A 20,853-nucleotide genomic window follows, 5' to 3' on the forward strand; every position below is an offset into this window, starting at 1 on the left:
GGGAACCCCTCTTCGAGCCAGCGGAAACGGTCTTGACACTCATGCGGGAACGTCACGGACTGAAACTTCAAATTGCACAATATAAAATCAACAAGCACCATTTGAAATTACATAAATGTTGTGCGAAACTTCCTGCCATCGCAAACACGGCGGTAAATTGGCTGCCATCCACACCCAGGAGACAAAAATGTCGGCAAGTCCCGAGAATCTTTTTGGCTCGGCCGCGAATGACGCGGACGCGCAGGAAACACGTGAATGGATGGACGCACTGTCCGCCGTCATCCAGAGTGAGGGCCCCGACCGCGCTCACTTCCTCCTGGAGCAACTCCTCGAGCACGCGCGCCAGAACAGCATCGACAAGCCGTTCTCGGCCAACACCGCCTACGTCAACACCCTGGAGCCGGACCAGGAAGAACGCTCCCCCGGCAATCTCGAAATCGAAGAACGCCTGCGGTCCTACATGCGCTGGAATGCGATGGCGATGGTGGTCAAGGCCAACCGGCATCACCCGCCCGAAGGCGGCGACCTTGGCGGCCACATCGGCTCCTTCGCATCGCTGGCAAGCATGTTCGGCGCTGGCTTCAATCACTTCTGGCATGCCGAGAGCGAGAACCACGGCGGCGACTGTCTCTACATCCAGGGGCACGTGTCGCCCGGCGTCTATGCCCGCGCCTACCTCGAAGGCCGGCTGACCGAAGAGCAACTGCTCAACTTCCGCCAGGAAGTCGACGGCAAGGGCCTCTCCAGCTATCCGCATCCCAAGTTGATGCCCGAGTTCTGGCAGTTCCCGACCGTGTCGATGGGCCTTGGCCCGCTGATGGCGATCTACCAGGCCCGCTTCCTCAAGTACCTGCATGCCCGCGGCATCGCCAACACCGAGAACCGCAAGGTCTGGGTGTTCTGCGGCGACGGCGAAATGGACGAAGTGGAATCGCTCGGCGCCATCGGCCTGGCCGCACGCGAGAAGCTCGACAACCTGGTGTTCGTCATCAACTGCAATCTGCAGCGCCTCGACGGCCCGGTGCGCGGCAACGGCAAGATCGTGCAGGAGCTCGAAGGCGAGTTCCGCGGGGCGGGCTGGAACGTGATCAAGCTGCTGTGGGGCAGCAACTGGGATCCGCTGCTGGCGCGCGACAAGGACGGTGCGCTGCGCAAGATCATGATGGACACGGTCGACGGCGACTACCAGGCCTTCAAGGCCAACGACGGCGCCTACGTCCGCAAGCACTTCTTCGGCCGCGATCCGCGCACGGCGGCCATGGTCGAGAAGATGAGCGACGACGACATCTGGCAACTGCGCCGCGGCGGCCATGACTCGCAGAAGGTCTACGCGGCCTTCCATGCGGCCGTGAATCACAAGGGCCAGCCGACGGTGTTGCTGATCAAGACCGTGAAGGGCTTCGGCATGGGCAAGATCGGCGAGGGCAAGAACACCGTCCACCAGACCAAGAAGCTCAGCGAAGACGACATCAAGGCCTTCCGCGACCGCTTCAACATCCCGATTCCGGACAGCCAGATCGCGGACATCCCGTTCTACAAGCCGGCCGACGACACGCCGGAAATGAAGTATCTGCACGAGCGTCGCAAGGCGCTGGGCGGCTACCTGCCGCATCGCCGCACCAAGGCCGATGAAAGTTTCACCGTACCGGCGCTGGAGGTGTTCAAGAGCGTGATCGAGCCAACCGCCGAGGGGCGCGAGATCTCGACGACGCAAGCCTATGTGCGCTTCCTCACGCAACTGTTGCGCGACCAGGCGCTGGGCCCGCGCGTCGTGCCGATCCTGGTCGACGAGGCACGTACCTTCGGCATGGAAGGCCTGTTCCGCCAGATCGGCATCTACAACCCCGATGGCCAGCAGTACACCCCGGTCGATAAAGACCAGGTCATGTACTACAAGGAAGACAAGGCTGGCCAGATCCTGCAGGAAGGCATCAACGAGGCGGGCGGCATGTCGAGCTGGATCGCTGCGGCCACGTCGTACTCGACGAACAACCGAATCATGGTGCCGTTCTACGTGTACTACTCGATGTTCGGCTTCCAGCGCATCGGCGACCTGGCCTGGGCGGCCGGCGACATGCAGGCGCGCGGCTTCCTGCTCGGCGGCACGTCGGGGCGCACCACGCTGAATGGCGAAGGCCTGCAGCACGAGGACGGCCACAGCCACATCCTGGCCAACACCATCCCGAACTGCGTGAGCTACGACCCGACCTTCGCGCATGAAGTCGGGGTGATCCTGCACCATGGCCTGAAGCGCATGGTCGAACGCCAGGAGAACGTGTATTACTACATCACACTGCTCAACGAGAACTACCCGATGCCCGGCCTGCAACCCGGCACCGAGGAGCAGATCATCAAGGGCATGTACCTGGCCAAGCAGGGCCCTGCACTGAAGGCCAAGGCGCCGACGGTGCAGTTGCTGGGCAGCGGCACCATCCTGCGTGAGAGCTTCTTCGCGCAGGAACTGCTCGAGAAGGACTGGGGCGTGAGCGCGAGCGTGTGGAGCTGCCCAAGCTTCAACGAGCTGACGCGTGACGGCCAGGAGGCCGAGCGCTTCAACCTCCTGCATCCCACCGACGAACAGCGCGTGCCGTTCGTGACGCAGCAACTGTCGTCCAGCAATGGCCCGGTGGTCGCGTCGACCGACTACATGAAGGCCTACGCCGAACAGATCCGTCCGTTCATCCCCAAGGGCCGCAACTACAAGGTGCTTGGCACCGACGGCTTTGGCCGCAGCGATTTCCGCGCCAAGCTGCGCGAGCATTTCGAAGTCAACCGCCACTTCATCGTGGTTGCCGCGCTCAAGGCGCTCAGCGAAGACGGCACAGTGCCGGCAACCAAGGTCGCCGAAGCGATCAAGAAGTACGGCATCAACGCCGAGAAGATCAGTCCGCTCTACGCGTAAACAACCAACAACCCGAACAACCGACGCGCCTCACGGGCGGGAGACAACGAGATGGCAATAGTGGAAATCAAGGTGCCGGACATCGGCGATTTCGATGAAGTCGCAGTGATCGAGCTGCTGGTCAAGGTGGGCGACACGGTCAAGGCCGAACAGTCGCTGATCACCGTGGAGTCGGACAAGGCCTCGATGGAGATTCCGTCGAGCCAGGCCGGCGTGGTGAAGGAATTGAAGGTCGAGGTGGGCAGCAAGGTCAAGGAGGGCTCTGTGGTCCTGCTGCTGGAAGGCGAGGGGGCCGCGGTCGCTGCTGCCCCTGCGGCCGCGCCCGCCGCGGCGCCGGCCCCTGCTGCGGCCCCTGTCGCAGCCGCGCCTGCACCGGCTGCGGCGCCTCCCGCGGCTGCCGGTCCGATCGCCGTGCACGTCCCTGACATCGGCGCCTTCAAGGATGTTGCCGTGATCGAGGTGCTGGTGAAGCCGGGCGACACGATCAAGGTCGAACAGTCGCTGATCACCGTGGAGTCGGACAAGGCGTCGATGGAGATTCCCTCCTCGGCCGCCGGCGTGCTGAAGGAACTGAAGGTCAAGGTTGGCGATACGGTCAACATTGGGGATCTGATCGCGGTGATCGAGGGTGCCGGTGGCGGTGCTGCCGCTCCTGCGCCAGCGCAGGCTGCTGCGGCCCCGGCGACCGCAACCGCTTCCGCGCCGGTCGCGGCCGCTGCGCCGGCGACAGCTTCGGCGCCTGCGACGGCACCGGCGGCGCATGACCCGACCGTTGCGCCGAAGGGGAACCTGCCCCACGCATCGCCCTCGGTGCGCAAGTTCGCCCGCGAGCTTGGTGTGCCGCTCGAGGAGGTCAAGGGCTCGGGGCCCAAGGGCCGCATCACCGAGGAAGACGTCAAGGGCTTCACCAAGGCCGTGATGACCGGCCAGGCGAGCACCAAGGCTTCCGCCGCGAAGGCTCCGGCCGGCGGTGGCGGAGACGGCGCCGCGTTGGGCCTGATCCCGTGGCCCAAGGTCGACTTCTCCAAGTTCGGCGAGTTCGAGCGCAAGGACCTGTCGCGCATCAAGAAGATCAGCGGCGCCAACCTGCATCGCAACTGGGTGATGATTCCGCACGTCACCAACCATGACGACGCCGACATCACCGACCTGGAAGCCTTCCGCGTCTCCACCAACAAGGAGAACGAGAAGTCCGGCATCAAGGTCACGATGCTGGCCTTCCTGATCAAGGCCTCGGTGGCGGCGCTGAAGAAGTTCCCGGAGTTCAACAGTTCGCTCGACGGCGACGCGCTGGTGCTGAAGAAGTACTTCCACATCGGCTTCGCGGCGGATACGCCGAACGGCCTCGTGGTGCCCGTCATCAAGGACGCCGACAAGAAGGGCGTGATCCAGATCAGTCAGGAAATGGGCGAGCTCGCGAAGAAGGCGCGCGACGGCAAACTCGGGCCGGCCGACATGTCGGGTGCCTGCTTCACCATCAGTTCGCTGGGCGGCATCGGCGGGCGCTACTTCACGCCCATCATCAATGCGCCCGAAGTGGCCATCATGGGTGTGTGCAAGAGCACGATCGAGCCGGTGTGGGACGGCAAGGCCTTCCAGCCGCGCCTGATGCTGCCGCTGTCGCTGAGCTGGGACCATCGTGTGATCGACGGCGCTGCCGCAGCACGCTTCAACGTGTTCATCGGGCAGATCCTCGGGGACTTCCGCCGCGTTCTTCTATGAGCGAATCGACGCCTGGAGCGTCCGCGGCTCGGCGAGGGTTTGCGGGCCCCTTGACGCCTGCGGCGTCGTCCCCCGGGGGGAGCAGACCTCTTGGGGCGGCCCGGCGAGGTCTCATATGACCACCGTCGTGGCCGTTCGAAAGGGCGGCCAGGTGGCCATGGTGTCGGACTCGCTCGTGACCTTCGGGGACACGCGCATGTCGCATCGCATGGAGGCCAACCGCAAGATGTTCAAGGTCGACGATGCCGTTGGCCAGAGCGTCATCGCTGTGGCTGGCTCCGCGGCGCACTTTCCGGCGCTGCGGCATGCGTTGGCGGCGACGGCGCGCGAGGAGCTTCGCTTCGGCAGCAAGGACGAGGTGTACCGCACCTTCACCCTGCTGCATCCGGTGTTGAAGGACACGTTCTTCATGCAGACCAAGGAAGACGAGCACGAGCCCTACGAGTCGAGCCAGTTCACGCTGCTGCTGGCCAACCCGAGTGGCATCTACGGTGTCTACAGCTACCGCGAAGTGTTCGAGTTCAAGGAGTTCTGGGGCATCGGCTCCGGACGCAACTTCGCGCTCGGCGCCATGCATGCGGCTTACCCGAAGGCGCGCACCGCGCTGGAAGTCGCGCAGGCCGGCATCGATGCCGCCTGCGAATTCGATCGCAATTCGGCCGGACCGGTCGACGTTCTCACACTCAAACTCAAGGTGTCCAAATGAGCGAACAACAAATCAAGGTGCCCGACATTGGTGACTTCGACGAAGTCGCGGTGATCGAGGTGCTGGTCAAGGTGGGCGACACGATCAAGGCGGAGCAATCGCTGATCACGGTCGAATCGGACAAGGCTTCGATGGAGATCCCGTCGTCTGCAGCCGGTGTCGTGAAGGCGCTGGCTGTGAAGGTGGGGGACAAGGTCAAGGAGGGCTCGGTGGTGCTGACGCTGGAGGTCAGCGGCGCGGCCGCAACTGCGCCATCCCCCGCCGCGCCGGCGCCGGCACCTGCTGCAGCAGCCCCGGCGCCGAAGCAGGCGCCTGCGGTGTCCGCGCCGGCGCCCGCCGGTTCCTACAGCGGATCGGTCGATGTCGAATGCGACGTGGTCGTGCTTGGCGCGGGCCCCGGTGGCTATTCGGCGGCATTCCGCGCGGCCGACCTGGGCCTCAAGGTCGTGCTGATCGAACGCTACGCCACGCTCGGCGGCGTGTGCCTGAACGTGGGCTGCATCCCTTCGAAGGCGCTCCTGCACGTTGCATCGGTGATGGACGAAGTGAAGCACTTCGAATCGCTCGGCGTGACTTTCGCGGCGCCCACGGTCGATCGCGCCAAGCTGCTCGCACACAAGAACAAGGTGGTCGGCAAGCTGACGGGCGGCCTCAGCGCGATGGCCAAGATGCGCAAGGTGACGACGGTGCGCGGTGTCGGCAACTTCATCGACCCGTTCCACATCGAGGTGGAAGAGACCTCCGGCACGAGCTGGGACACCACCGGCAAGAAGCAGGTCGTCAAGTTCCGTAACTGCATCATCGCGGCCGGCTCGCAGGCGGTGAGCCTGCCCTTCATGCCGAAGGACGATCCTCGCGTGGTCGACTCGACCGGCGCGTTGCAGATGGGCACCGACCCGAAGCGCATGCTGATCCTGGGCGGCGGCATCATCGGCCTGGAAATGGGCACGGTGTATTCGACGCTCGGCGCGCGGCTGGACGTGGTCGAGATGCTCGACGGCCTCATGCAGGGCGCGGACCGCGACCTGGTCAAGGTCTGGCAGAAGATGAACACGCCGCGCTTCGACAACATCATGCTGAAGACCAAGACCGTGGGCGCAGAGGCGACCAAGGACGGCATCAAGGTCACCTTCGAAGGCGAACAGGCACCCAAGGAGCCGCAGGTGTACGACCTGGTCCTGCAAGCCGTCGGCCGCAGCCCGAACGGCAAGAAGATCGGTGCCGAGAAGGCCGGCGTCGCCGTCACCGACCGTGGCTTCATCAACGTCGACATCCAGATGCGCACCAACGTGCCGCACATCTTCGCCATCGGCGACATCGTCGGACAGCCCATGCTGGCGCACAAGGCGGTGCATGAGGCGCATGTGGCGGCCGAGGTGATCGCCGGCGAGCAGAAGGGCGACAGGGAGCTCTCCAGCGCCGCCTTCAATGCCCGCGTGATTCCGAGCGTGGCCTACACCGACCCCGAGGTGGCATGGGTCGGCATCACCGAGGACCAGGCCAAGGCCGAGGGCGTGAAGGTCAAGAAGGGCTTGTTCCCGTGGACGGCTTCCGGCCGCGCCATCGCCAACGGCCGTGACGAGGGCTACACCAAGCTGCTGTTCGACGCCGAGACGCACCGCATCATCGGCGGCGGCATCGTCGGCACGCATGCGGGCGACATGATCGGCGAGGTGGCGCTGGCCATCGAGATGGGGGCGGACGAGGTCGACATCGGCAAGACGATCCACCCGCACCCGACGCTGGGTGAAAGCATCGGCATGGCGGCCGAGGTGGCGCACGGGACCTGCACCGACTTGCCACCGTCGAAGCGCTGAGCACGCGAAAGCACGGCGCGAATGAAAAATCCCGCCCTGAGAGGCGGGATTTTTATTGGGTCGTCGGGAAGCGGCTGACCGGTCTTGCGAATCCGGGAGGCTATTCGCCAGCGCTCACGGGGCCTTGCACCGCCTCGACACGACGCGCGCCATTGAAGCGTCTTTGCCAGTAGCTGCCCGTCATGTCCTCGACGCGCACTTCAGCGCCTGAACGTGGCGAATGGATGAATTTTCCTTCGCCGATGTAGATGCCGACGTGACTGAAGGCGCGGCGCATCGTGTTGAAGAACACCAAGTCGCCCGGCTTCATGTCCGCGCGGGCGACGGGTTCGGTCGCGCGGGCTTGCTCTTCGGCGCGGCGCGGGAGCACCATGCCGACGGTCTGGTTGTACATGGCGCGGACGAAGCCGCTGCAATCGAATCCGGTTTCGGCCGTGTTGCCGCCGCGACGGTAGGGCACGCCCAGGAAGCCGATGGCGCTGACGACGAGTTCGGAGGTACGGTCGGTGACGGACTGGCGAACTTGATCGAGCTGGCCGATCAAGCCCTTGTTGTTGTCATTGAGCGTGCGGTCCGTGTCGTCTGTGCGGTCCTGCTGGGGAGCTGCGTGTGCGGCGGCGGCCAGCAGGAGGGAAGCAATTAAGACTAAAAAACGCATGGTCGGTAGGATATTGATGACAAACGGTCATGTCAAATTAATCACACTTTGTGATTTGCATGCTAAGTCCTTGTCGCATAACGATATTTTTACAAACTCGTTATGTGAAATGTAAAGCTCGTGAAGTCGTGACTCCGTTCTGTCATCTGTCGTTAATCATAAAGTTCGCCAAATAGAGTCAATTTGCATCTAACTTCTTCCATCGCGCTGATGAAAAAGAGGCAAATGGGACTGGGTGCCGCCCGGCGCGCCGTCCGGAATGGCCTTCCTCACCAGCGACCAGTACGACCCGGCGTGGAGGGGCAACCTGTTTGTCGGCTCGCTGAAGTTCGGCTACCTCGACCGCATCGAGCTCAAGGACTGAATTTCAGCTCGGGCATCTGGGCAGCGGCAAACGTGGCAGCAGGCTGCGCCAGAGCCGCATCCATTCGGGCCAGTCATGCTCGCCTTCGGTCGTCGCCACATGGTCCGCAGGCAATGCAGCGGCAAGCAATCGATGGCTGAAGGCGAAGCGGTCGTCCATCCCATAGCCCAGCCACAACGGCGGATGGTCGCCCAGTGGCGGATCGGCCGAATATGCCTGCAGCCAGCGCCATACCCTCAACTCGCGCTTTTCGAACGGCGACATCTCCGGCAGAAGCGGCTGCGCGCGCCATCGCGCCAGGCCGCCGGCGTTGTCGATGCCGGTGGCGATCAGGCGCTCGCCGAGGTAGGGCGCGATGGCGACAATGCCGGCCAACTCGCCGGGTCGCTCTTCGGCGTAGACCATGCCGCCATAGCCGCCGAGCGAGATGCCGGCAATCCAGATCGCACGATAGCCCCGGGCCTGCGCAGGCGCGATCACGTCAGCCCGCAGCCGGTCGATGATGACCTCTTCGCTGTAGTAGCCGAGGTGCGCGTCGACGCGTAGCAGATCGACCGCCAGGCGGCGCTTGCGCACCGCATCGATGAAGCCTTCCTTCACGAATTCCTCCGGGTCGGAGTAAGCGCCGGGCAGCAGCACGAGCAAGGTGTCGGTCTGCGCGGGGCATGCACTGGCATCGCGTTGCATGGCCATCGGCGCGACCGTTTTGCGCGAGGCGCAGCCGGCGGCCATCAACGCGCACGCTGCGAGCGCGAACACCGCCAGGCAGCGGGTCAGTCGCATGCCTTCGGGCGCGTCGGCTCTGGCAAATCGACCATGACTGGCTGACCGGGCGTGGTGCAGCCGGTATCGCAGCATTTGCCTGGCTGCCGGTTTTTCGTGATGGCGCGTTCGGGGTCGTGCGCCACGCCGCGCTCCAGCAGGCGCTCGACCAGCTCGACCTTGGAGCCGACGGGATAGTTGCGCCAGATCTCCTGCTTCATCGCTGCGGGCGAGCCGCCGCCGTGCAGGCTGATCACGCTGTACCAGCCGCCCTGGTAGCCGGCCGTCAGGTCCTCGATGAAGCGCGCCGTCTCGATGCGCTGTTCATACGGCACGGAAGGGTTGGCACGCAGCACATCGGCCAGGCTGGCGGCGGTCTCGGGATTGTGGTCTTCGTCGGGGCCGGGGAGGGTGACGATCAGGCCGCCGCTCACGTAGTGGGCAATGCGGTGCATGTCATAGATCTTCGTGGCCAGCAGCAGCTTGCCGATGTTGCTGAACACCGGGTCGGGCATGAACACCTCGCAATGCGCATCGGCCTTGGCATAGACGCTGGCGGCAACACCGCAGGCGAAGAAGCTTTCGGTGATGGTGATGAGTTCGACCATCTGTTCGCGCAAATGGGACTCCTTGCCGGGATTGAAGCCATTGGCTTCGCACATCAGCGCGCTGGCGCCGATCAGCAGGTCGCCAAAGCCGGCGCGTGCACCGATGCAGCTTTGGCGGTGGTGCGTGGCATAGCTGTAGGTGAGGTGGCCGGAGTGCTCCCATTCACCGGCATAGAACACGCTCTCCCACGGCACGAACACGCGGTCGAACATGCACACGCCGGTGCTCTGCCCGTACTTGCGGCTGAACAGCGCCTCGCCATGCTCCAGCCTCTCGCCGGGCCGGCCTGCCGGGCGCGCGATGATCGTGAGGCCTGGCGCATCGAGCGGCACGGCGCAGCAGACGGCGAAGTCGGTATCCTCGCGGCCCATGTTGCGGCAGGGCATGACCAGCAATTCATGCACATAGGGCGCAGCGGTCACGATGGCCTTGGTGCCGGAGATGACGATGCCCCGGGCATTGCGTTCGACCACATGCACATAGCTGTCGACATGGGCCTGCTCGTGCGGGCGACGGCTGCGGTCGCCCTTGGCATCGGTCATCGCGACGCCGAGCGTGAGATCCTGGTCCTGCACGCGGTGCAGGTAGTTGTGAAAGCGCGCGGTGTGCTCGGTGCCGCCCTTGGCATCGTCGATGCGGGCCGACACCTGCGCGATGGCATTGAGCGCGTCGTGCGTCAGGTAGCGCTGCGCGCAGCCGGTTTCCTGGCAGACGAGGCGCACGGCCTCCAGCTTGTTGAGCAGGTCACCCGCGCTGGTGTCGATGTGCGAAAAGCGGTTGACCCGCTTGCCGCTGGTGTGCTGCACAGCGGTCATGAGACGCTCGTACGCGGGCTTCAGCGCGTGGTCGTAGGTGACTCCGATGGCATTGATCCCGGGTTGGAAGGCCGGATCATCGGCGACGCTCTCGACCCGTCGCCCTTCGACGAAAACCCGAGGCTTGTAGCGCCGCAGCGACTCGCGATAGTCCTGGCCGCTCATCAGCGTGGCGTGCGGAAGCGGGGCGTTCATCGGTGTCTCCGGATCTTCGAGTGGCGCGGGGCGCCGGCAATTTGACCACCGCATCGCCGCGTGGGTATGCGGGTCGTGAATCCTTTTGCGACTTCCGCGTTCGGCTGTCCGCTCCCGATTTCCGCCTCGCAATCGAGGAACGCTCCAGGTTCGGTGGTACGTTCTACGTCCGCCGTTTTTGAAGAGATATTCCGCCATGCTGCTCGATGCATCCCAATCCCAACTCGTGCTGGTCGATTACCAGGCGCGCCTGATGCCCGCGATCTTCGAGGGCGAGGCGGTGGCCGCCAATGCCGTGCGGCTCGGGCAGTTCGCCCGGCTGCTGGGCGTGCCGGTATTCGGCACCGAACAGAACCCTTCGAAGCTCGGCGAGAACCTGCCGGCCATTCGCGCGCTGTGCGACCGCACGCTGGCCAAGATGCATTTCAGCGGTGCGGAAGAGGGCCTGGGCGAATGGCTGCGCGCGCCGGCCCCGGCGCCCAAGGGCAATGCGCGCAGCCTGCCCAAGCACCTGCAGAAGCCGGCCGCCCAGGCGGACGAGCGCAACAGCATCGTCATCGCGGGCTGCGAGGCTCATGTGTGCCTGCTGCAGACGGCGCTGGACCTGCTGGAAGACGACTTCGAAGTCTGGGTCGTGGTGGACGCCTGCAGTTCCCGTACCGAACGCAACCGCGATGCGGCCTTCGATCGCTTGGCTGGCGCGGGGGCCGAGCTGGTGACCACCGAGATGGTGGGCTTCGAATGGCTGGCCACGGCCGAGCATCCGAAGTTCAAGGAATTTCAGGCGATGATTCGATGAACGGGCGCTGATCCATTCCACGCGGCGGCGAGGTGCATACAAGGAGGCAACGAAGCATGGGTTCGTACAGTGAGTTCTATCGTCGTTCGGTGGATGACGCCGAGGCCTTCTGGGCCGAGCAGGCCGGCCTGGTCGACTGGCAGACGCCGCCCCGGCAGATCCTGGATGCGAGCCGTCCGCCCTTTGCCAGGTGGTTCGTGGGCGGCACCACCAACCTGTGCCACAACGCGGTCGACCGGCACCTCGCGACGCGTGGCGACCAGGCCGCGCTGATCTTCGTCTCGACCGAAACCGGCGTCGAGCGCACGTTCAGCTTCAAGGATCTGCACGCCGAAGTGCAGCGCATGGCCGCGAGCCTGATCGGACTCGGCGTGGGGCAGGGCGACCGCGTGCTGATCTACATGCCGATGATCCCCGAGGCCGCCTTCGCGATGCTGGCCTGCGCTCGCATCGGGGCCGTCCACTGCGTGGTGTTCGGCGGATTCGCCAGTGTTTCCCTGGCATCGCGCATCGAAGACGCGGAGCCCAAGGTCATCGTCAGCGCCGATGCCGGGTCTCGCGGCGGCAAGGTGCAGGCGTACAAGCCGCTGCTGGACGAGGCCATTCGCCTGTCGAAGCACAAGCCCGATGCCGTCCTGCTGGCCGATCGCGGGCTGGCGCCCATGGAACTCGCGGCAGGGCGCGACCACCTGATGAGCGCGCTGCGCGCCACGCACATTGATACGCAAGTGCCGTGCACCTGGCTCGATGCCACGGCCATCAGCTACACCCTCTACACCAGCGGCACCACGGGCCGGCCCAAGGGCGTGCAACGCGACACGGGCGGCTATGCCGTCGCGCTTGCGGCCAGCATGAAGCACATCTTCGATGGCCGCGCCGGGGAGACCTACTTTTCCACCAGCGACATCGGCTGGGTGGTGGGCCACAGCTACATCGTCTATGGCCCGCTGATCGCCGGGATGGCGACCATCATGTACGAGGGCCTGCCGACCCAGGGCCTCGACCAGCAGCCGGACGGCGGCATCTGGTGGAGCCTCGTCGAGAAGTACAAGGTCACCGTGATGTTCAGCGCGCCCACCGCCGTGCGCGTGTTGAAGAAGCAGGACCCTGCGCTGCTCGGCAAGTACGACCTGTCCAGCCTGCGCGCGCTGTTCCTCGCCGGCGAGCCGCTGGACCAGCCCACCGCGCGCTGGATCAGCGAAGGCCTGGGCGTACCCATCATCGACAACTACTGGCAAACCGAAGCGGGCTGGCCGATCCTCACGATCGCCAACGGCGTCGAGAAAAAGCCGAGCAAGTTCGGCAGCCCCGGCGTTCCGATGTACGGTTGGCGCGTGAAGATCCTGGATGAGGAGACCGGCGAGGAACTCACCGCGCCCAACGAGAAAGGCGTGGTCGCCATCGAAGGCCCGACGCCGCCCGGCTTCATGCAGACCGTCTGGCGCGATGACGCACGCTTCGTCAACACCTACTGGAGCAGCGTGCCCGGCAAGGTCGTGTACTCGACCTTCGACTGGGGCATTCGTGACGAAGACGGCTATTTCTACATCCTCGGCCGCACCGACGACGTGATCAACGTGGCCGGCCACCGCCTCGGCACGCGCGAGATCGAGGAAAGCATTTCCGGCCATGCGAATGTGGCCGAGGTCGCTGTGGTCGGCGTTGCCGATGCGCTGAAGGGCCAGGTCGCGATGGCCTTTGTCGTTCCGAAGGCCGGCGCCGCCGCCAGCGATGCGGACGTGGCCCTGACGCTGGAGGGGGAAATCATGATGCGCGTGTCCGACCAGCTCGGCGCGGTGGCCCGTCCGGCCCGCGTGCGCTTCGTGACCGCATTGCCCAAGACCCGCAGCGGCAAGCTCCTGCGTCGCGCGATCCAGGCGGTCTGCGAGCAGCGCGACCCCGGCGACCTGACCACCATCGACGATCCTTCCTCGCTGCAGCAGATCAAACAACTGGTTGCACCTTGAAAGCTTCATGAAAGCTTCGCATGTTGTGTCACGGTTCAACGTGGCACAATCCCCCGGTACTCAGGCCCTTCCCCAGCCACAGTCGCATCCGCCAATCGGTTCAGCCGTGTCGCGGAAGGTTTTCTTACCAGCTAGTGCTTCCTTCAGGGAAGCGAAGGTCAGCGGAATATGAGCGAATCCAGCACGCCATCGGCGTATCGCGCCTATCAAGGCAACACCTACCTCTTCGGCGGCAATGCGCCCTATGTCGAAGAGATGTACGAGAACTACCTCGCCAACCCCGGCAGCGTGCCCGACAACTGGCGCTCGTACTTTGACGCGCTGCAGAACGTCCCCGCCGGCGACGGCAGCAACACCCGCGACGTTCCCCACCTGCCGGTGATCAACGCCTTCGCCGAACGGGCCAAGCAGGGCACCACGCGTGTGGTGCAGGCCAGCGGCGCAGACTCCGAACTCGGCCGCAAGCGCACCGCGGTGCAGCAGCTGATCGCCGCCTATCGCAACGTCGGCGCCCGCTGGGCCGACCTGGACCCGCTCAAGCGCACCGAGCGCCCGGCCATCCCTGAACTCGAACCCTCGTTCTACGGCTTCCACGACGCCGACCTCGAGACCGTGTTCAACACCAGCAACACCTTCTTCGGCCGCGACACCATGTCGCTGCGCGACCTGCTCAACGCCCTGCGTGAAACCTACTGCGGCACCATCGGCGCCGAGTACATGTACACGACCGACCAGAACCAGAAGCGCTGGTGGCAGGAAAAGCTCGAACGCGCCCGCACCAACCCGCAACTCACGGTCGAGAAGAAGAAGCACGTCCTGAACCGCCTGACGGCCGCCGAAGGCCTGGAGCGCTTCCTCCACACCAAGTACGTCGGCCAGAAGCGCTTCTCGCTGGAAGGCGGCGAGAGCTTCATCGTCTCGATGGACGAGCTGATCAACCAGGCCGGCATTGCCGGCGTGCAGGAAATCGTGATCGGCATGGCTCACCGTGGCCGTCTCAACGTGCTGGTCAACACGCTCGGCAAGATGCCGGCCGACCTGTTCGCCGAGTTCGACCACACCGCGCCGGAAGATCTGCCGGCCGGCGACGTCAAGTACCACCAGGGCTTCAGCTCGGACGTGACCACGCCCGGCGGCCCGGTGCACCTGAGCCTCGCGTTCAACCCGTCGCACCTGGAAATCGTGAACCCGGTGGTCGAAGGCTCGGTGCGCGCCCGCATGGACCGCCGCGGCGACGCCGAAGGCGACTCGGTGCTGCCGATCATCGTGCACGGCGACGCGGCCTTCGCCGGCCAGGGCGTCGTGATGGAAACGCTGGCGCTTGCGCAGACCCGTGGCTACTACACGGGCGGCACGGTGCACATCGTCATCAACAACCAGATCGGCTTCACCACCAGCGACCCGCGCGACAGCCGCTCGACGCTGTACTGCTCGGACATCGTCAAGATGATCGAGGCGCCGGTGCTGCACGTGAACGGCGACGACCCCGAAGCCGTGGTGCTCTGCACCCAATGGGCGCTGGAATATCGCCAGGAATTCAACATGGACGTTGTCATCGACATCGTCTGCTTCCGCAAGCTGGGCCACAACGAGCAGGACACGCCTTCGCTCACCCAGCCGCTGATGTACAAGAAGATCGCCCAGCACCCCGGCACGCGCAAGCTGTATGCCGACAAGCTGGCTGCGCAAGGCATGGGCGAGACGCTCGGCGACGACATGGTCAAGGCCCAGCGCGCCGCCTTCGACGAAGGCCGCAACACCATCGACCCGGTGCTGACCAACTTCAAGAGCAAGTACGCGGTCGACTGGAGCCCCTTCCTCAACAAGAAGTGGACCGATGCCGGCGACACCGCCATTCCCACCTCCGAGTGGAAGCGCCTCGCCGAGAAGATCACCACCGTGCCCGGTGGCTTCACCGTGCACCCGCTGGTCAAGAAAGTGCTGGATGATCGCGCGGCCATGGGCCGCGGCGAGATCAACGTCGACTGGGGCATGGGCGAACACATGGCCTTCGCCTCGCTGGTGGCCAGCGGCTACCCGGTGCGCCTGTCGGGCGAGGACTGCGGTCGTGGCACCTTCACGCACCGCCATGCCGTGCTGCACGACCAGAACCGCGAGAAGTTCGACACCGGCATCTACACGCCGCTGTCGAACGTGGCCGACAACCAGGCCCCGTTCGTCGTCATCGACTCGATCCTGTCCGAAGAAGCCGTGCTGGCCTTCGAATACGGCTATGCCTCGAACGATCCCAACACGCTGGTGATCTGGGAAGCGCAGTTCGGCGACTTCGTCAACGGCGCGCAGGTCGTGATCGACCAGTTCATCGCTTCGGGCGAAGTGAAGTGGGGCCGCGTCAATGGCATCACGCTGATGCTGCCGCACGGCTATGAAGGCCAGGGTCCGGAACACAGCTCGGCGCGCATCGAGCGCTTCATGCAGCTGTCGGCCGACACCAACATGCAGGTGGTTCAGCCCACCACCGCCAGCCAGATCTTCCACGTGCTGCGCCGCCAGATGGTGCGCAACCTGCGCAAGCCCCTGATCATCATGACGCCGAAGTCGCTGCTGCGGAACAAGGACGCGACCTCGCCGCTGTCCGAGTTCACCAAGGGCAACTTCCAGACGGTCATTCCGGACAACAAGGACCTGAAGGCCGAGAAGGTCAAGCGCGTGATCGCCTGCTCGGGCAAGGTCTACTACGACCTGGCCAAGAAGCGCGAGGAACGCGGCAGCGAAGACGTGGCGATCATCCGCGTCGAGCAGCTCTATCCGTTCCCGCACAAGGCATTCGGCGCGGAACTGAAGAAGTACACCAACCTCGTCGACGTGGTGTGGTGCCAGGACGAGCCGCAGAACCAGGGCGCATGGTTCTTCGTGCAGCACTACATCCACGAGAACATGCAGGAAGGCCAGCGCCTCGGCTATTCGGGCCGTGCCGCTTCAGCTTCGCCTGCGGCCGGGTACTCGCACCTGCACCAGGAACAACAGAAGTCGCTGGTCGACGGCGCATTCGGCAAGCTCAAGGGCTTCGTGCTGACCAAGTAATCCCACTCATAAAACACTACAAGCCAAGCACGCGAAGCGGAGCAAAACTCAAATGTCTATCGTAGAAGTCAAAGTCCCCCAGCTGTCCGAATCGGTGGCCGAAGCCACCATGCTGACCTGGAAGAAGAAGGCCGGCGAAGCCGTCGCCATCGATGAAATCCTGATCGAGATCGAGACCGACAAGGTCGTGCTGGAAGTGCCGGCGCCCGCCGCCGGCGTGCTGGCCGAGATTGTCCAGGGTGACGGCGCCACGGTGGTGGCCGAACAGTTGATCGCGAAGATCGATACCGAAGGAAAGGCGAGCGCCGGCGCACCTGCGGCGGCCCCGGCCGCTGCTGCTGCTGCTCCGGTTGCTGCTGCCACGGGCGGCTCGAAGTCGGACGTCGCCATGCCATCGGCCGCCAAGCTGCTAGCCGACAACAACCTGAAGGTTGGCGACGTGGCCGGTTCGGGCAAGGACGGCCGCGTGACCAAGGGCGACGTGCTCGGCGCGATGGCCGCCGGCGCCGCCGCCCCCAAGGCTGCACCCGCTCCGGCAGTGGCTGCGCCCGCCGCTCGCCCGGCGCTTGCACAAGTCTCGGCACCCGTCAGTGCGCCGGACCTGGGCGACCGTCCGGAACAGCGCGTGCCGATGAGCCGCCTGCGCGCCCGTATCGCCGAGCGCCTGATCCAGTCGCAATCGACCAACGCCATCCTCACGACCTTCAACGAAGTCAACATGGCCCCGGTCATGGAGATGCGCAAGAAGTTCCAGGATGCGTTCAGCAAGGAGCATGGCGTCAAGATCGGCTTCATGAGCTTCTTCGTAAAGGCCGCGGTGCATGCGCTGAAGAAGTACCCGGTGCTGAACGCGTCGGTCGACGGCAACGACATCCTGTACCACGGCTACTTCGACATCGGCATCGCTGTCGGTTCGCCGCGCGGCCTGGTCGTGCCGATCCTGCGCAACGCCGACCAGATGAGCTTTGCCGAGATCGAGAAGAAGATCGCCGAGTACGGCCAGAAGGCCAAGGACGGCAAGCTGGGCATTGAAGAAATGACCGGCGGAACGTTCTCGATCAGCAATGGCGGCACCTTCGGCTCGATGCTGTCGACGCCGATCATCAACCCGCCGCAGTCGGCCATCCTGGGCGTGCACGCGACCAAGGACCGCGCGGTGGTGGAGAACGGCCAGATCGTCGTCCGCCCGATGAACTACCTCGCCATGAGCTACGACCACCGCATCATCGACGGCCGCGAAGCCGTCCTTGGTCTGGTCGCCATGAAGGAAGCGCTGGAAGATCCGTCGCGCCTGTTGTTCGACATCTGAGGAGCACCGGATGTCTGACAAGAAATTCGACGTCGTCGTCATCGGCGGCGGCCCCGGCGGCTACATCGCGGCGATCCGCGCGGCGCAACTCGGCTTCAATGTCGCCTGCGTCGACGAGTGGAAGAACGGCAAGGGCGGCCCGGCGCTGGGCGGCACCTGCACCAACGTCGGATGCATTCCGTCGAAGGCGCTGCTGCAATCGTCCGAGCATTACGAGCATGCCGGCAAGCACTTCGCCGACCACGGCATCAAGGTCGAAGGCCTGGGGCTCGACATCGCCAAGATGCTCGGCCGCAAGGACACCGTCGTGAAGCAGAACAACGACGGCATCCTGTACCTGTTCAAGAAGAACAAGGTCAGCTTCTTCCACGGCCGCGCGTCTTTCTCGAAGACGGACGACACGGGGTACGAACTCAAGGTCGCAGGCGCTGCAGAAGAATCGATCAGCGCCAGGCACGTGATCATCGCCACCGGCTCGAACGCTCGCGCACTGCCGGGCGCACCCTTCGACGAGGAGAACATCCTCTCGAACGACGGGGCGCTCCGCATCGGCAGCGTGCCGAAGAAGCTGGCGCTGATCGGCTCTGGCGTGATCGGCTTGGAGATGGGTTCGGTCTGGCGTCGCCTCGGCTCGGAAGTGACTGTGCTCGAGGCCTTGCCCACCTTCCTCGGCGCGGTCGACGAGCAGATCGCCAAGGAAGCCAAGAAGGCCTTCGACAAGCAGGGCCTGAAGATCGAGCTCGGCGTGAAGGTGGGCGAGGTGAAGTCGGGCAAGAAGGGCGTGAGCATCGCCTGGACCAATGCCAAGGGCGAAGACCAGAAGCTGGATGTCGACAAGCTGATCGTCTCGATCGGCCGCGTGCCCAACACCATCGGCCTGAACGGCGAAGCGGTCGGCCTGAAGCTCGACGAGCGCGGCGCGATCGTGGTCGACGACGAGTGCAAGACCAACCTGCCGAACGTCTGGGCCGTGGGCGACGTGGTGCGCGGCCCGATGCTTGCGCACAAGGCGGAGGAAGAGGGCGTGGCGGTGGCCGAGCGCATTGCCGGCCAGCATGGGCACGTCAACTTCAACACCATTCCGTGGGTGATCTACACCTCGCCCGAGATCGCGTGGGTCGGCCAGACCGAGCAGCAACTCAAGGCCGAAGGGCGCGCCTACAAGGCCGGCACCTTCCCCTTCCTGGCCAACGGCCGCGCACGCGCGCTGGGCGACACGACCGGCATGGTCAAGTTCCTGGCCGACGCCGCGACTGACGAGATCCTCGGCGTCCACATGGTGGGACCGCAGGTGAGCGAGTTGATCTCGGAGGCCGTGGTGGCGATGGAGTTCAAGGCGAGCAGCGAAGACATCGCGCGCATCTGCCATGCGCACCCGTCGCTGTCGGAAGCGACCAAGGAAGCGGCCCTGGCCGTGGACAAGCGCACGCTGAATTTCTGACCTCTTGAGCGTCCTCCAGGCCTACCAAGCGGAACTCGCCAAGCGCGGGTTCCAGAGCGATCCCGCGCAACTGCACGCGGTCGAGGCGCTCGACCGCTGCGCGCGCGAATGGGGCGACTACAAGGCCCAGCGCTCGAACGCCTTCAAGAAGCTCATCAACCGGCCCGACATCCCGCGCGGCGTCTACATGTATGGCGGCGTGGGACGGGGCAAGAGCTTCCTGATGGACCTGTTCTTCAACGCGGTGCCGCTGCGCCGGAAGACGCGGCTGCATTTCCACGAGTTCATGCGCGAGGTGCACCGCGAGCTGGCCGATCTGCAAGGCACGGTCAACCCGCTCGACGAACTGGGTCTGCGCATCTCCAGGCGCTACAAGCTCATCTGCTTCGACGAGTTCCACGTCTCCGACATCACCGACGCGATGATCCTGCACCGCCTGCTGAAGGCGTTGTTCGACAACGGCGTGGGCTTCGTCACCACCTCCAATTTCAAGCCGGACGATCTTTATCCGAACGGCCTGCACCGCGACCGCATCCTGCCCGCGATCGCGCTGCTCAACGAGCAGCTCGAAGTGCTGAGCGTCGACAACGGCACCGACTATCGGCGCCGCACGCTCGAACAGCTGCGCATGTACCTCACGCCCAACGGCGCGGTGGCCGACAAGGAGATGCGAGACGCCTTTGCGCGCCTGGCCGAATCGGCCGACGAGAACCCGATCCTGCATATCGAGGCGCGCGAGATCCACGCGAGGCGCATGGCCGGCGGCGTGGTGTGGTTCGACTTCAAGACGCTGTGCGGCGGCCCGCGCTCGCAGAACGACTACCTCGAGATCGCCTCGCAGTTCCACACCGTGCTGCTGTCCGACGTGCCGCGCATGGGCGTCAACCGGGCCTCGGAAGCCCGCCGTTTCACATGGCTGGTCGACGTGTTCTACGATCGCCGCGTGAAACTCATCATGTCGGCCGAGGTTCCACCCGAGGCGTTGTACACGGAAGGTCCGCTGGCCCATGAGTTCCCGCGCACCGTCTCCCGCCTCAACGAAATGCAGTCGGCCGAGTTCCTGGCCCTGGAGCGTCGCACGGTCGACACCCGTCTCACATGAAGCATCTTGCGCTCTCGCTGCTGTTGGCCGTGCTGGCCGGGTCCGCAGGGGCCCAGTCCGGCAGCACCTCGGGCGGGCTCGACCCGGCCGCCGAGCGGGCGCGCATCGCCTCCGAGCGCCAGGCGCTGCAAGTGCGCGTCAATAGCGAGCGCGCGGCGTGCTATCAGAAGTTCGCCGTCGAGGATTGCCTGAGCGACAGCCGCCGGCGTGCGAGGGTTGTCAGCGACGACCTGAAGCGTCAGGAGTCCGCGCTCAACGACATCGAGCGCAAGCGCCGTGCCGCGATCGAAACGCAAAAGCTCCAGGACAACGCATCGCAGCAACGCGCGAAAGACCAGGAAGCCCAGCGCGAACGTGCCGCCGACGCGCAAAAGGAACGCGAGCAGCGCACCGCGGATCATGCGGCGAGCCGTGAGGCCATGACCGCGCAGGAAGCGCAAAACCAGCGCGCCTTCGCCGACAAGCAGCAACGCCAGGCCAGGGAAGATGCCAGCCGCCAGCGCGAACGGGTCCAGGCGCCGGCCAACGTGCAGGCCAACGACGAGCGGCTGGACAAGGCGGCAAAGCACCGCGCCGACGTTGAACGGCGCAACGCGGAGCGCGACAAGCCGCGCGCCGCACCGTTGCCGCCCTGATACCG

The 20,853-nt window shown here is 64.9% G+C and carries 14 protein-coding genes and 1 pseudogene; 12 read left to right on the forward strand and 3 right to left on the reverse strand.

Annotated elements, in window-relative coordinates:
* The first annotated feature begins 187 nt into the window (after nucleotides 1-187).
* From aceE to lpdA (HB681_RS06395), 4 genes are all read left to right on the forward strand, one after another.
* Nucleotides 188-2,902, forward strand: coding sequence for a pyruvate dehydrogenase (acetyl-transferring), homodimeric type (gene aceE / locus HB681_RS06380; RefSeq protein WP_213953959.1), 2,715 nt, complete (start codon nucleotides 188-190; stop codon nucleotides 2,900-2,902).
* Nucleotides 2,903-2,953: 51 nt separating this feature from the next.
* A complete protein-coding gene (gene aceF / locus HB681_RS06385) occupies nucleotides 2,954-4,624 on the forward strand; it encodes a dihydrolipoyllysine-residue acetyltransferase (RefSeq protein WP_213953960.1) in 1,671 nt (556 codons plus the stop codon).
* Between the two features lie 115 nt (nucleotides 4,625-4,739).
* Nucleotides 4,740-5,330, forward strand: coding sequence for an MFS transporter (locus tag HB681_RS06390; protein WP_213953961.1), 591 nt, complete (start codon nucleotides 4,740-4,742; stop codon nucleotides 5,328-5,330).
* Nucleotides 5,327-7,147, forward strand: a complete 1,821-nt coding sequence (gene lpdA / locus HB681_RS06395; protein ID WP_213953962.1) for a dihydrolipoyl dehydrogenase — start codon at nucleotides 5,327-5,329, stop codon at nucleotides 7,145-7,147. Before HB681_RS06390 ends, lpdA (HB681_RS06395) begins: the two co-directional genes overlap by 4 nt.
* 100 nt (nucleotides 7,148-7,247) lie before the next feature.
* On the opposite strand, the gene HB681_RS06400 is transcribed toward lpdA (HB681_RS06395), so the two are convergent.
* Complete coding sequence (locus tag HB681_RS06400) at nucleotides 7,248-7,805, reverse strand: C40 family peptidase (protein ID WP_213953963.1); 558 nt, start codon at nucleotides 7,803-7,805, stop codon at nucleotides 7,248-7,250.
* A gap of 232 nt (nucleotides 7,806-8,037) precedes the next feature.
* Here HB681_RS06400 and HB681_RS06405 point away from each other — a divergent pair.
* Nucleotides 8,038-8,166: pseudogene (locus tag HB681_RS06405) on the forward strand (PQQ-dependent sugar dehydrogenase); the annotation flags it as partial.
* A gap of 6 nt (nucleotides 8,167-8,172) precedes the next feature.
* Here HB681_RS06405 and HB681_RS06410 read toward each other — a convergent pair.
* Together HB681_RS06410 and HB681_RS06415 are read right to left on the reverse strand one after the other, a co-directional pair.
* Nucleotides 8,173-8,952 carry an alpha/beta hydrolase gene (locus tag HB681_RS06410; protein ID WP_213953964.1) on the reverse strand — a complete coding sequence of 260 codons (780 nt, stop codon included), beginning with the start codon at nucleotides 8,950-8,952 and terminating at the stop codon, nucleotides 8,173-8,175.
* A complete protein-coding gene (locus HB681_RS06415; protein ID WP_213953965.1) occupies nucleotides 8,943-10,550 on the reverse strand; it encodes a 4-hydroxyphenylacetate 3-hydroxylase N-terminal domain-containing protein in 1,608 nt (535 codons plus the stop codon). The genes HB681_RS06410 and HB681_RS06415 overlap by 10 nt, the downstream gene beginning before the upstream one ends.
* Before the next feature lie 196 nt (nucleotides 10,551-10,746).
* On the opposite strand from HB681_RS06415, the gene HB681_RS06420 reads away from it, so the two are divergent.
* From HB681_RS06420 to HB681_RS06450, 7 genes are all read left to right on the forward strand, one after another.
* Nucleotides 10,747-11,349 carry an isochorismatase family protein gene (locus tag HB681_RS06420; protein WP_213953966.1) on the forward strand — a complete coding sequence of 201 codons (603 nt, stop codon included), beginning with the start codon at nucleotides 10,747-10,749 and terminating at the stop codon, nucleotides 11,347-11,349.
* A 32-nt stretch (nucleotides 11,350-11,381) separates the two neighbouring features.
* Complete coding sequence (locus tag HB681_RS06425) at nucleotides 11,382-13,316, forward strand: propionate--CoA ligase (RefSeq protein ID WP_345944632.1); 1,935 nt, start codon at nucleotides 11,382-11,384, stop codon at nucleotides 13,314-13,316.
* Between the two features lie 168 nt (nucleotides 13,317-13,484).
* Nucleotides 13,485-16,361, forward strand: a complete 2,877-nt coding sequence (locus HB681_RS06430) for a 2-oxoglutarate dehydrogenase E1 component (protein WP_213953968.1) — start codon at nucleotides 13,485-13,487, stop codon at nucleotides 16,359-16,361.
* Between the two features lie 52 nt (nucleotides 16,362-16,413).
* Nucleotides 16,414-17,670, forward strand: coding sequence for a 2-oxoglutarate dehydrogenase complex dihydrolipoyllysine-residue succinyltransferase (gene odhB / locus HB681_RS06435; RefSeq protein WP_213953969.1), 1,257 nt, complete (start codon nucleotides 16,414-16,416; stop codon nucleotides 17,668-17,670).
* Between the two features lie 10 nt (nucleotides 17,671-17,680).
* Nucleotides 17,681-19,111, forward strand: coding sequence for a dihydrolipoyl dehydrogenase (gene lpdA / locus HB681_RS06440; RefSeq protein ID WP_213953970.1), 1,431 nt, complete (start codon nucleotides 17,681-17,683; stop codon nucleotides 19,109-19,111).
* A 4-nt stretch (nucleotides 19,112-19,115) separates the two neighbouring features.
* On the forward strand, nucleotides 19,116-20,213 hold the full coding sequence (gene zapE, locus HB681_RS06445) for a cell division protein ZapE (protein WP_213953971.1): 1,098 nt from the start codon (nucleotides 19,116-19,118) through the stop codon (nucleotides 20,211-20,213).
* A gap of 29 nt (nucleotides 20,214-20,242) precedes the next feature.
* Nucleotides 20,243-20,848 (forward strand): hypothetical protein, encoded by a 606-nt coding sequence (locus HB681_RS06450; RefSeq protein WP_345944643.1) that lies wholly within the window; start codon nucleotides 20,243-20,245, stop codon nucleotides 20,846-20,848.
* Nucleotides 20,849-20,853: the final 5 nt, after the last annotated feature.

Origin of the sequence: Variovorax sp. dw_954 (genome assembly GCF_018449755.1) — a bacterium.
GTDB lineage: Bacteria > Pseudomonadota > Gammaproteobacteria > Burkholderiales > Burkholderiaceae_C > Variovorax.

Bases quoted from the DNA above. Each gene is read 5' to 3' on its own strand.
- aceE (WP_213953959.1), top strand. From the start codon at position 188: ATGTCGGCAAGTCCCGAGAATCTTTTTGGCTCGGCCGCGAATGACGCG.
- aceF (WP_213953960.1), top strand. From the start codon at position 2,954: ATGGCAATAGTGGAAATCAAGGTGCCGGACATCGGCGATTTCGATGAA.
- HB681_RS06390 (WP_213953961.1), top strand. From the start codon at position 4,740: ATGACCACCGTCGTGGCCGTTCGAAAGGGCGGCCAGGTGGCCATGGTG.
- lpdA (WP_213953962.1), top strand. From the start codon at position 5,327: ATGAGCGAACAACAAATCAAGGTGCCCGACATTGGTGACTTCGACGAA.
- HB681_RS06400 (WP_213953963.1), bottom strand. From the start codon at position 7,805: ATGCGTTTTTTAGTCTTAATTGCTTCCCTCCTGCTGGCCGCCGCCGCA.
- HB681_RS06410 (WP_213953964.1), bottom strand. From the start codon at position 8,952: ATGCGACTGACCCGCTGCCTGGCGGTGTTCGCGCTCGCAGCGTGCGCG.
- HB681_RS06415 (WP_213953965.1), bottom strand. From the start codon at position 10,550: ATGAACGCCCCGCTTCCGCACGCCACGCTGATGAGCGGCCAGGACTAT.
- HB681_RS06420 (WP_213953966.1), top strand. From the start codon at position 10,747: ATGCTGCTCGATGCATCCCAATCCCAACTCGTGCTGGTCGATTACCAG.
- HB681_RS06430 (WP_213953968.1), top strand. From the start codon at position 13,485: ATGAGCGAATCCAGCACGCCATCGGCGTATCGCGCCTATCAAGGCAAC.
- odhB (WP_213953969.1), top strand. From the start codon at position 16,414: ATGTCTATCGTAGAAGTCAAAGTCCCCCAGCTGTCCGAATCGGTGGCC.
- lpdA (WP_213953970.1), top strand. From the start codon at position 17,681: ATGTCTGACAAGAAATTCGACGTCGTCGTCATCGGCGGCGGCCCCGGC.